Here is a 10,853-nt window from a genome sequence, read left to right on the forward strand (position 1 = left end):
AAAAGCGCTTACATATAACGATTTTATAAAACCATATATAACCAAAAAAATCGGTCGAGAAAAAAATCTCCCACAAAGTCTTGACTCAAACTTTTTTTCCTTTTATCTTGATATACTGATGAAAAACATGTATATTTGTTTGTTGTTCTAACAAGATGATGAAAAAGAAAGGAATTTGAGCGACGATGAGACTTGGAGCCCGCGTCTTTAAAACCGGGATTGCGATTACATTTGCATTAGTTTTAGCGAAACTGTTGCAGTTGCCTTCTCCTGTGTTTGCTGGTATTTCAGCTGTATTTGCAATGCAGCCAACGATTTACCGTTCATATTTATCTTTAATTGAACAAGTGCAAGCAAATGTCATTGGTGCGGTTTTCGCGATCGTTTTTACGCTTGTTTTCGGCCACGATCCATTTATTATTGGACTAACCGCCATTTTAGTCATTGCGTTATTTCTTCGTCTTCGTTTAGAATCTTCTATTTCTGTTGCGCTTGTGACAGTTATTGCAATTATGGAATATACCGAAGAACACTTTATTGAATTTGCGCTTATTCGCTTTTCAACAATTATGTTAGGCGTGTTTGCAGCATTTATCGTTAATTTAGTATTTCTTCCGCCAAAGTATGAAAAGAAGCTATACACGAAAATTGTGGAATATACCGAACATATTTTGAAATGGATTCGCATGAATGTACGACATGCATCTGAACATCATTTATTAAAAGAAGACATCGAAAAATTTAAAGAAAACATGATGAAACTAGACCAACTTTATTTGCTTTACAAAGAAGAACGGACATATTTTCGCAAGCATAAATATAGCAAATCACGTAAACTTGTGTTATATCGCCAAATGATTGTCGCAACAAATCGGGCGCTAGAAACGTTAAAATTGTTACATCGTTTAGAAAACGAGCTAGCACATACATCTGCTGAACTTCAAGACGCCATAAAAAACGAACTCGACTGTTTGTTAAATTATCACGATCAAATATTGCTAAAGTTCATTGGGAAGGTCAAGTCTGATCCACAATCACAATTCGTTACAGAAGCATGCTCTGGAAAAAAAGGATTAATCCACTCGTTTTTAAACCATTATGCTCAACAAAGCATTAAGCAAGAAAATTATCAACTATTTCCACTTATCGGAGCGATTATTGAGTATAGCCATCAACTTGAACATTTAGACACGCTGATCGAAAGCTTCCATCATTACCATAAAGAAGAGCACGTCGTCCCTACCCCAGAGCAAGAATAAAAGATGTCCCGACATACCAACGGGACATCTTTTAGCTTTTCATACGCGGATCAAGCGCATCGCGCAATCCATCACCCATTAAGTTAAATCCTAATACGGTTAACATGATTGCCAATCCCGGAAAAATCATCGTCCATGGTGCTTGCGTTAAATATGCTTTTGAATCCGCTAGCATTTTCCCCCATTCCGGGTTTGGTGGCTGTGCTCCTAGCCCAAGAAATCCGAGAGCTGCCGCTTCAATGATAGCCGTCGCGATCGCAAGCGTGCCTTGGACAATAATAGGCGCCATACTATTCGGCAAAATGTGGTGGAATAAAATGCGCGCATCACTCATGCCAATTGCTTTCGCCGCTGTAATATACTCTTCCTGTTTAATGCTTAATACACGCGAACGAATGAGACGCCCGAAGTTCGGAATGTTAATGACCGCGATCGCAATGAGCGCATTTTTCAATGACGGTCCTAAAACCGCCACAATGCCAATCGCTAATAAAATGCTCGGAAATGCGAGCATAATGTCAAATACGCGCGAAATCACCGCATCAACCCATCGTCCATAGTATCCTGCGATAATTCCAAGTAAAGAGCCGATGACAACCGAACCTAACACAGAAAAAAATCCGACCCATAACGAAATGCGTGCCCCATAAACGACACGGGAAAAAATGTCTCGTCCAAAATCATCTGTTCCAAATATATGATCTTTCGATGGTGCTTGCAAACGCATGGATAGTTGTTGGTCGTTCATATCGTACGGAGCGATAAATGGTGCGAAAATGGCAAGCAAAATGAAAAATAGCACAATGCCACTTCCGATGAGTGCCATTTTATTTTTTCGAAAACGAATCCATCCTTCTTTCCATAACGATGTTGCTTTTTCTTCTTGCTGTACAACATTTCCCTCGTTTCGTGCCAGCTCAGCCAATGCGCTCCCCTCCTTTTAGTTATATTTAATTCGCGGATCAATTGCAGCATATAGAAGGTCAACAATTAAATTAATAAAAATAAAAATCATCGCAACAATTAAAATGCCTGATTGAATGACAGGATAATCGCGATAGCCAATCGCTTCATAAATGTACCGACCAATTCCCGGCCAACTGAAAATCGTTTCCGTTAAAATCGCCCCGCCAAGTAACAACCCCATTTGTAAACCGATAACCGTCAATACAGGAATGATCGCATTTTTTAACGAATGCTTGTACACAACCCAAAACATGCTTAATCCTTTCGCGCGTGCTGTACGAATATAATCCGACTTCATCACTTCAAGCATGCTTGAACGAGTCATGCGAGCAATAATAGCCATTGGAATTGTCGCTAAAGCGACACTCGGAAGCACTAAGTGTTGCAATGTTTGAACAAACTGATCTGTATTTCCTTGAATTAACGTATCAATGACATATAAATGGGTAATCGGTTCAATTGGATTTCGTACATCTTCTCGTCCAGATGTCGGGAACCAATCTAAGTTAATCGCAAAAATCCATTGTTCCATCAACCCGAGCCAAAAAATAGGCATCGAAACCCCAATCAACGCTAAAACCATCGCAACATAATCAAACCAAGAGTTTTGAAACCATGCGCTAATAATACCTGCATTGACACCAATCACCACAGCAATGAACATCGCTGCAAGCGACAGTTCTAATGTCGCCGCTAAATATGGCCAAATTTCTTGTGAAACCGCAACCCCCGTGCGAATGGATTCCCCTAAATCCCCTTTTAATAATCCGCCAAGATATTTCATGTATTGAATGTACCACGGCTGGTCTAATCCGAGTTTATGCGTTAACGCCTCTACCGCTTCTTTCGTCGCCTTTTGTCCTAAAATGACTTGCGCAGGATTTCCCGGAATGGCACGAATCATAAAAAATACGACGAGCGACATGCCAAGCAAAACAGGAATGACCGTTAAAATGCGTTTGACTGTATATGAAAACATACGTTTCACTCCTTTCTGACATGATGGAAAGGGAGAGGATTCCCTCCCCTCCCTCAACACAAATGTTATTTAAACTGTACTTTTGTAAATTTATCCGTTCCAGTCGGATGCGGATTAAATCCATCAATGTTTGCCTTACCTGCTAATAACGGTGTTGAGTGTACGAGCGGAATCCATGGTGCGTCTTCTTTAATAATTTCTTGTGCTTTTTTGTACAATTCGTTTCGTTTGTTTTCATCGCTAACTGTTTGTGCTTCGATTAAAATGTTGTGCAACTCATCGTTTGCATAGTATGTGTAGTTGTTGCTGCCAATGCTATCTTTATCAAGCAACGCATATAAGAAGTTGTCTGCATCACCGTTATCGCCCGTCCAACCGAGCAAGAAGGCGTCTGCTTCTCCTTTTGCCACTTTATCTAAGTATGTCGCCCATTCATACGTGACGATTTTTGCTTTTACGCCAATTTTCGCAAAGCTTGCTTGTAACGCTTCGGCTACTTTTTGTCCATCTGGCATGTATGGACGTGGAACAGGCATCGCCCATAATTCCATTTCAAAGCCGTTTGGATAACCAGCTTCTGCAAGTAATTGTTTTGCTTTTTCTAAGTCATACGGATAGTCTTGAATCGCGTCGTTGTAGCCAGGAATGCTTGGCGGTAATGGGTTTTTCGCCGGTTGTGCTTGACCTGCATAAAACGCATCAATAATCGCTTGTTTATCTACCGCATGATTCAACGCTTGACGAACGAGTTTATTTCCTAATGGACCGCGTGTAACAGTTAATCCGACATAACCGACGTTCATCGAAGGACGTTTAAACACTTGGAAATCTTTATTTCCTTCTACTTGAGCTAAATCAGAAGGATTCAAATCTTCCATAATATCAATCTCGCCTTTTAACAACGCATTGAGGCGTGCAGAGTTGTCTGGAATCGATACGAAAATTAACTTATCAAGTTTTGGATGACCTTCTAACCAATATTCCTTATTTTTCTCAAGCACGATGCGTTCATTGCGCTTCCACTCTTTAAAGATAAATGGACCTGTTCCAACAGGATTTTCACCGAATTTGTCGCCATATTTTTTAATTGCTTCAGGGCTAGCGATCGCAAACGGTACCATCGCCAGATTTTTTAAGAATGGCGCTTGCGGACGTTTTAAAACGAACTGCACCGTATGTTCATCTAACGCTTTTACTTCTTTAATGACATGCCCTTCATCATTTTTGTATCCACCAAACATTGAGCCATAATAAGGGAACGTATCTGCATTCCCGTTTGCCCAACGTTCAAAGTTAAATACAACAGCTTCTGCGTTAAAATCTGTTCCGTCATGGAACTTTACACCTTCACGAAGCTTAAACGTGTACGTTAAGCCATCGTCAGAAATCGTCCATTCTTTCGCTAATGCTGGTTGAATCGTTGTATCACCATCGTTATAGTCTAGAAGTGTGTCAAAAATGTTTTTTGTTACTTTAAACGATTCACCATCTGTCACTGTGGCTGGGTCTAACCCAACAGAGTCACCGCCGCGTCCATAGACGAGCGTCGTTTGCTTTTCAGCTTCCTCCGTTTTGCCTCCACCTGTTTGTTCCGACTTGCCGCAACCTGCAAGCGCAGTCGCTGCTACAAGAAGAAACGTAAGCATGGTTAATAACCATTTTTTCTTCATTTCTTTTCCCCCTTAGTGAATAAATATATATTTCATCGCCTAGCCATCTTTATGTATAAAGATGGCAGGCGACGTAATGCCCATTTCCAACTTCTTTCCATTCTGGTTTTGTCGTTTTACAAATATCCATGCATGCTTGACATCGTGTATGAAAAGCGCACCCTGTTGGCGGATTCGATGGACTCGGTAAATCCCCGGTAAGCAGTTGCTTTTCTTTTTTATATTCCGGATCTGGAATCGGAACAGCTTCAAGCAACGCTTTTGTGTACGGATGTTTCGGATGGCGATATAGCTCTTCGCTGTTAGCGAGTTCAACCATTCGTCCTAAATACATGACGCCAACACGATCGCTAATATGACGCACAACACCAAGGTCGTGAGCGATAAAAATATATGTCAAACCAAACTCTTTTTGTAAATCTTCTAGTAAGTTAAGCACTTGTGCCTGAATGGACACATCTAGTGCGGAAACGGGCTCATCTGCGATAATGAGCTTCGGTTTCGTCATCAATGCGCGAGCGATGCCGATACGTTGTCGTTGTCCTCCGCTAAATTGATGCGGATAGCGTTTCGCATGATAGCTACTTAATCCAACGACTTCTAACATCTCCCGCACCTTTTTTCGTCGCTCTTCCTTTGACCCAATTCCATGCACGATCAGCGGTTCTTCTAAAATTTTTTCTACTGTATGGCGCGGATTGAGCGATGCAAACGGGTCTTGAAAAATCATTTGCATATCGCGACGCACTTTTCTTAATTGTTGGGGCGATAGTTTTGTCACTTCTTCATTTTCAAATAAAATAGATCCTTCCGTTGGCTCAATAAGCCGCATAAGCATACGCCCCGTCGTCGATTTTCCACAGCCGCTCTCCCCGACAATGCCGAGCGTTTCTCCTTTGTAAACAACGAACGATAAATCATCGACCGCTTTCACTTGACCGATTTGTTTATTAAATAAACCTGCCGTAATCGGAAAATATTTTTTTAACCCTTTAACTTGTAGTAACGGTTCGTTCATGGATGACGCTTTCCTCCTTTGTATACAAAAAACAACGCGCGCGATGGCCTTGTTCTACTTCGTATAAATCAGGATTTTGGGAAAAGCACCGCTCAAATGCCTGCTCGCATCTTGCCGCAAAACGACAACCTTGTTTAATCGAGCCCGGCTTCGGTACGCTTCCTGGAATAGAATATAAACGTGCTTTTCTTTCCCGAATATCTGGAACAGAACGAATAAGTCCAATCGTATATGGATGTTTTGGATTTCGAAAAATCGTTTGAACATCCCCTTCTTCAATGATTTTTCCCGCATACATAACAACGACGCGATGACACATTTCAGCGACGACTCCTAAATCGTGTGTGATCATCATAATCGCTGTGCCGAATTGTTCGTTTAACTGTTTCATCAAATGTAAAATTTGTGCCTGAATCGTCACGTCTAAAGCAGTCGTTGGCTCGTCTGCAATTAATAAAGATGGATTGCATACCATCGCCATCGCAATCATCACGCGCTGCCGCATGCCTCCTGATAGCTGATGCGGATATTCATCAATGATCTCCTCAGCACGAGGTAAACCGACAAGTTTAAGCATATCAATGGCTCGCTTTCGCGCTTCTAATTTGCTTATTTTTTCATGAATACGAATCGCTTCAATCATTTGGTTACCGATCGTAAAAAGCGGATTTAACGACGTCATCGGCTCTTGGAAAATCATCGCTATTTCATTCCCGCGTATTTCTTTCATCCTTTTTTCCGATGCTAGCACAATATTTTCATGTTTAAACCATATTTCTCCATCTGTAATTTTTCCGATTCCTTTTGGCAACAATCCCATAATAGAGAGCGATGTAACACTTTTTCCACAGCCCGATTCACCGACAACGCCTAAAATTTCGCCTTTATTTATGTAAAAGTCTACGCCATCAACCGCAGGAACTTCCCCTTCGTCTGTGAAAAAGCATGTTTTTAAGCTTTTTACTCGTAAAATCGCTTCATCTCCCACGGAAGCCACTCCTTCTATATACAGAAAATTTATATTTTTAAAATAATTTTTATGTTACGTTTCAAATTATTACACGAATATTAAAAAAATACAATACAAAAATTCAAAAAATTTAATCATTGTTTATAAAAAATAAAAAACAACGGCCATTAGTAAGTAACCGTTGTTTTTTTGTTCATGTATGTATCATTTTCACTTTCTACACATAATAAACTTTTTATACCAATGTTCAACTACTTCAGGGGCAAACGGTCCCTTTTTCTCTTTAATCCATTGAATTAATTTTTGAACATTATTTTTTAAAACTTTATCAATAATTTCAGGGTAGTTCATTTGTTCGCGATGGCGCTCATATTCATCGCGATCTAATATGTCGTATTGACCGTTCGGAAATACTTTAATATCTAAGTCATAATCGATATATTTTAGCGCTTCTCCATCCCAAACGTAAGGCGAGCTAATGTTGCAATAGTAATACACCCCTTCAGCACGAATCATCGCAATAATGTTAAACCAATGTTTTGCATAAAAAAAACAAATGGCCGGCTCACGCGTCACCCACGTTCTCCCATCTGCTTCCGTCACAAGTGTACGATCGTTGCCGCCAATCACTTCTTCTTCGCTTCCTTTTAACACAACGGTTTCTTTCCATGCACGATGGATATGGCCGTCATGTTTATAACTATGAATTTGAATGATCGCCCCTGTTTGTGGATATTCCATACACATTCCCTACTTTCATTCGACGCTTTTTCCTCTATTATACCGTTAATAAGCAATGAAGAAAAAGAGCATCGGACGAAAACCGATGCCCTTTGCCCGTTATTAATTTTTCTTTGCTTCTGCTTTCGCGTTTTGTTGTTTCACATGTTGAACATCTGTTTCAGTTGAAAACTCTGTTCCGTACTGACCAGCATTTTGCTGTTTTACATGTTGAATGTTTGTTCCTGCAATCGTTTTGTTTGGCTTCATCATTCTCACCTCCACGCTCATTACTTTGTACCGTCTATTTAAAAAATATCCGTATGAATAATTTTTTGTTTCACTTTCTACACTACATAAAGAGGTGAAAACGATGTATATTGGACGCGATTTAACGGCCTTACAAATGATTCCTAAACAGCAATGGAAAGATAGCGAGTTAGCGTTTTTTCATCATGCTCTTCAACAAGTCACTCCGTATTTAAACGTTGAGGGACAAACAATGCATCGTGAAATTGTGGAAGAAATTGAAGCAAGAGGCGGTTTACAGCGAAACGAAGCGACATATACGAATGGAACGCGCGTATTTTACGAGTAAAGGCGTTTGCCTTTACTCGTACGCTTGCCATATTTTTTGATATATAACTGGGAATGCATATTGCTTAAGCTCATCGATCGTCACCCATTTATTCGTTTCATCTCCCATTTGTAATTCCAGCGCGTTCCCTTTATATGCTTCAATATGCCATACAACATGGGAAAAAACGTGCTCAAATGAACCGATTCGCTCTAGCGAACGAATGACGACATGATATCGTTCACTTATTTCTTTTACAAATGCTTCATCGTTTCGTGTTGGAGCATGTTCATCATTTGGAAATTGCCATAAATTTGCCAACAATCCACGAGGCGGGCGTTTTTGAATGAGTATATTTCCCTTTTCATTCATAAGCACAATGGCACGAAAAGAAACACGTTTCGGTGCTTTCCCTTTTGTTTTTACAGGTAGCTCAGTTTCTACCCCTTCTGCAAACGCCCGACAATGACGCTGAACAGGACATAGAAAGCAACTCGGATTTTTCGGCGTGCAAACGAGCGCACCAAGTTCCATTAACGCTTGATTAAAATCAGACGGATTGTCGTGTGAAATAATTTTGGAAACAATGTTTTCAAACTTTTTTCGTGTACTTCCTTTCGCAATATCATCTGTTATATAAAAAATACGCGACAATACTCGCATAACATTTCCATCTACCGCAGGTTCAGGAATGCCGTAAGCGATGCTTAACACCGCTCCTGTCGTATACGGTCCAACACCTTTTAATGAAGAAAACTGCTCTTTGGACGCAGGTACACATCCTCCGTACTTTTCTTTCACTTCTTTTACCGCTTCATGCAAATGACGAATACGCGAGTAATAGCCGAGCCCTTCCCACGCCTTTAACACTTCTTCTTCTTCCGCCTCAGCTAACGCGTCTAAAGTCGGGAACTTTTCGATAAACTGATAAAAGTAAGGGATGACTGTATCGACTCGCGTTTGTTGAAGCATCACTTCAGATACCCATATTTTGTAAGGATCTTTATCTTTTCGCCAAGGCAAATCACGTTGCTCTGTTTGAAACCAATGAATTAAATCATGTTGAAACTGCTCAATATGAAAATGAGCCAATATTTGTTGTACATTTTCTTTCACGTTCATTCCTCCAAGGTGGTAAACTAAAAGTAAGTTCAGTCGGAAAAAAGGAGGCCTTTTATTTGGATACAGGTACACACGTTTTAATGGGGTTTGCATTAGGTGGATTAGCTACATTTGATCCAACGATCGCTAACGATCCAACGCTCGCGCATGCCGTGCTTATCGGCACGCTCGTCGGCTCACAAGCACCTGATATTGACACCGTGTTTAAACTAAAAAATAACGCCAAATATATTCGCAATCATCGTGGCATGACGCATTCGATCCCCGCTTTGTTCATTTGGACGTTGCTCATTAGTGTCACTCTCTTTTATATATATGACACGTCGTTTTTTCATGTAGCCCTTTGGACATTTATCGCCGTCAGTGTACACGTGTTTGTCGATATTTTCAATTCATATGGCACGCAAGCGTTGCGTCCTTTTTCAAAAAAATGGGTTGCGCTCGGTATCATTAACACGTTCGATCCGTTTATTTTTATTGTTCACTTAGCTGGCGTCGTCTTATGGTTGAACGGACAACATGCGGGGTATACGTTTCTAGCTGTATATGTCGTGCTCATTGGTTACTATATCATTCGTTTTCGTCAACAACAAGCAATAAAACGCAAGTTGAAACAAATGTTTCCGGATGTTGAACAAGTCATTACCGTTCCGACAATAAAATGGAACGAATGGCATTTAGCTGTGACGACATCAAACCATTTTTACGTTGCGCGCGCGCAAAATGGGACAATTACTGTACTTGACATATTCGAAAAATGTCCGATTCCAGACATCCCAATCATTGAAAAAGCAAAACAAGATGAAAATTTAGCTGCATTTTTATCTTTTTCCCCCGTATATCGTTGGGAAATTCATGAATATAACGATCATTATGAAGTGCGTTTCATCGACTTGCGTTACCGAAGCAAAAATTATTATCCGTTTGTAGCAGTCGTCCAACTCGATCTCGACCTAAACATTGTTAGCTCATATACAGGATGGATTTTTAGCGAAAAGAAATTGCGCAAAAAATTAGAACTTATTCCAAGCTAAAGCAACCATGCTCGTTCATAAATAGACGTTTATTAACGAATACTATACGTGTGCTCAAAAAGCACGAAATGAACGGCTGGGGGGACTAACATTGAGCAATAAAGAACGAGGCTTTCCGAATCAAAACAATGAAAAATTAGAAGGCGAGCCACGCGCAAAAGCAGAGTACGCATCAAAACGTGCAAACGGCACGATTAATACGCACCCTCAAGAACGAATGCACGCGTCCAATAAACGAGGCGACATCGAGGAGGAATAAAATGGGTAAACACTGGCGTAAAAAATTTTATGATAACCGCTATTCCGATCCGTTCCCACAACCATGGGCAAACCCGAAACACGCCCACGCTCAAGTAAATGGCGAAACACAACAATCACAAAGTTTAATGATTTTACATTCCGAAGTAAGTAAAAGGAAAATTTAATGGAAAAAGAGGTTGACGGACGTAAAGTGGCACCCATGTCAAGGACACTATAAAAAAAGAGATTAAGCAGCTAGAAGATGATTCCTATATTGAATAGGGGTCATCTTTTTTAA

At 40.3% G+C, this 10,853-nt stretch carries 13 protein-coding genes; 5 read left to right on the forward strand and 8 right to left on the reverse strand.

Annotated elements, in window-relative coordinates:
- Positions 1 to 185 precede the first annotated feature (185 nt).
- Positions 186 to 1,259, forward strand: a complete 1,074-nt coding sequence (locus EKC99_RS14220) for an FUSC family protein (RefSeq protein ID WP_009360863.1) — start codon at positions 186 to 188, stop codon at positions 1,257 to 1,259.
- A gap of 31 nt (positions 1,260 to 1,290) precedes the next feature.
- Here the strand turns inward: EKC99_RS14220 and nikC are convergent, their stop codons facing one another.
- The 7 genes from nikC to EKC99_RS14255 form a co-directional block, all read right to left on the reverse strand.
- Positions 1,291 to 2,184 (reverse strand): nickel transporter permease, encoded by an 894-nt coding sequence (gene nikC / locus EKC99_RS14225; protein ID WP_021095994.1) that lies wholly within the window; start codon positions 2,182 to 2,184, stop codon positions 1,291 to 1,293.
- A gap of 15 nt (positions 2,185 to 2,199) precedes the next feature.
- The gene (locus tag EKC99_RS14230; protein WP_163152494.1) at positions 2,200 to 3,204 is read right to left on the reverse strand and encodes an ABC transporter permease; all 1,005 of its coding nucleotides are present in this window, start codon (positions 3,202 to 3,204) and stop codon (positions 2,200 to 2,202) included.
- Between the two features lie 65 nt (positions 3,205 to 3,269).
- Positions 3,270 to 4,874 carry an ABC transporter substrate-binding protein gene (locus EKC99_RS14235; RefSeq protein WP_163152495.1) on the reverse strand — a complete coding sequence of 535 codons (1,605 nt, stop codon included), beginning with the start codon at positions 4,872 to 4,874 and terminating at the stop codon, positions 3,270 to 3,272.
- 49 nt (positions 4,875 to 4,923) lie between these two features.
- Positions 4,924 to 5,892 carry an ABC transporter ATP-binding protein gene (locus tag EKC99_RS14240; protein ID WP_163152497.1) on the reverse strand — a complete coding sequence of 323 codons (969 nt, stop codon included), beginning with the start codon at positions 5,890 to 5,892 and terminating at the stop codon, positions 4,924 to 4,926.
- Positions 5,867 to 6,880: an ABC transporter ATP-binding protein gene (locus EKC99_RS14245; RefSeq protein ID WP_163152499.1), complete on the reverse strand. Its 1,014-nt coding sequence runs from the start codon at positions 6,878 to 6,880 to the stop codon at positions 5,867 to 5,869. Before EKC99_RS14245 ends, EKC99_RS14240 begins: the two co-directional genes overlap by 26 nt.
- Positions 6,881 to 7,072: 192 nt before the next feature.
- Complete coding sequence (ntdP, locus tag EKC99_RS14250; RefSeq protein WP_009360857.1) at positions 7,073 to 7,603, reverse strand: nucleoside tri-diphosphate phosphatase; 531 nt, start codon at positions 7,601 to 7,603, stop codon at positions 7,073 to 7,075.
- Between the two features lie 102 nt (positions 7,604 to 7,705).
- Entirely contained in the window at positions 7,706 to 7,855 is a 150-nt protein-coding gene (locus EKC99_RS14255) for a gamma-type small acid-soluble spore protein (protein WP_205597818.1), read from the reverse strand.
- 100 nt (positions 7,856 to 7,955) lie between these two features.
- On the opposite strand from EKC99_RS14255, the gene EKC99_RS14260 reads away from it, so the two are divergent.
- Positions 7,956 to 8,180 carry a hypothetical protein gene (locus tag EKC99_RS14260; protein ID WP_009360855.1) on the forward strand — a complete coding sequence of 75 codons (225 nt, stop codon included), beginning with the start codon at positions 7,956 to 7,958 and terminating at the stop codon, positions 8,178 to 8,180.
- Between the two features lie 12 nt (positions 8,181 to 8,192).
- Here EKC99_RS14260 and mutY read toward each other — a convergent pair whose 3' ends face one another.
- Positions 8,193 to 9,281 carry an A/G-specific adenine glycosylase gene (gene mutY / locus EKC99_RS14265; RefSeq protein WP_033383629.1) on the reverse strand — a complete coding sequence of 363 codons (1,089 nt, stop codon included), beginning with the start codon at positions 9,279 to 9,281 and terminating at the stop codon, positions 8,193 to 8,195.
- A gap of 56 nt (positions 9,282 to 9,337) precedes the next feature.
- Between mutY and EKC99_RS14270 the strand changes: the two genes are divergently transcribed.
- The 3 genes from EKC99_RS14270 to EKC99_RS14280 all read left to right on the forward strand — a co-directional run bounded on the left by EKC99_RS14270 (position 9,338) and on the right by EKC99_RS14280 (position 10,740).
- On the forward strand, positions 9,338 to 10,315 hold the full coding sequence (locus EKC99_RS14270; protein WP_009360853.1) for a metal-dependent hydrolase: 978 nt from the start codon (positions 9,338 to 9,340) through the stop codon (positions 10,313 to 10,315).
- 91 nt (positions 10,316 to 10,406) lie between these two features.
- The gene (locus EKC99_RS14275; RefSeq protein ID WP_019418561.1) at positions 10,407 to 10,574 is read left to right on the forward strand and encodes a small, acid-soluble spore protein K; all 168 of its coding nucleotides are present in this window, start codon (positions 10,407 to 10,409) and stop codon (positions 10,572 to 10,574) included.
- Position 10,575: 1 nt separating this feature from the next.
- A complete protein-coding gene (locus EKC99_RS14280) occupies positions 10,576 to 10,740 on the forward strand; it encodes a YpzG family protein (protein WP_006322047.1) in 165 nt (54 codons plus the stop codon).
- Positions 10,741 to 10,853: the final 113 nt, after the last annotated feature.

It is taken from the genome of Anoxybacillus sp. MB8 (genome assembly GCF_011006755.1).
Classification (GTDB): Bacteria; Bacillota; Bacilli; order Bacillales; family Anoxybacillaceae; genus Anoxybacillus; species Anoxybacillus gonensis.

What these genes read in the sequence shown, in the direction of transcription:
- EKC99_RS14220 (WP_009360863.1), top strand. Translation starts at nt 186, where the DNA reads ATGAGACTTGGAGCCCGCGTCTTTAAAACCGGGATTGCGATTACATTT.
- EKC99_RS14230 (WP_163152494.1), bottom strand. Translation starts at nt 3,204, where the DNA reads ATGTTTTCATATACAGTCAAACGCATTTTAACGGTCATTCCTGTTTTG.
- EKC99_RS14235 (WP_163152495.1), bottom strand. Translation starts at nt 4,874, where the DNA reads ATGAAGAAAAAATGGTTATTAACCATGCTTACGTTTCTTCTTGTAGCA.
- EKC99_RS14240 (WP_163152497.1), bottom strand. Translation starts at nt 5,892, where the DNA reads ATGAACGAACCGTTACTACAAGTTAAAGGGTTAAAAAAATATTTTCCG.
- ntdP (WP_009360857.1), bottom strand. Translation starts at nt 7,603, where the DNA reads ATGGAATATCCACAAACAGGGGCGATCATTCAAATTCATAGTTATAAA.
- EKC99_RS14255 (WP_205597818.1), bottom strand. Translation starts at nt 7,855, where the DNA reads ATGATGAAGCCAAACAAAACGATTGCAGGAACAAACATTCAACATGTA.
- EKC99_RS14260 (WP_009360855.1), top strand. Translation starts at nt 7,956, where the DNA reads ATGTATATTGGACGCGATTTAACGGCCTTACAAATGATTCCTAAACAG.
- mutY (WP_033383629.1), bottom strand. Translation starts at nt 9,281, where the DNA reads ATGAACGTGAAAGAAAATGTACAACAAATATTGGCTCATTTTCATATT.
- EKC99_RS14280 (WP_006322047.1), top strand. Translation starts at nt 10,576, where the DNA reads ATGGGTAAACACTGGCGTAAAAAATTTTATGATAACCGCTATTCCGAT.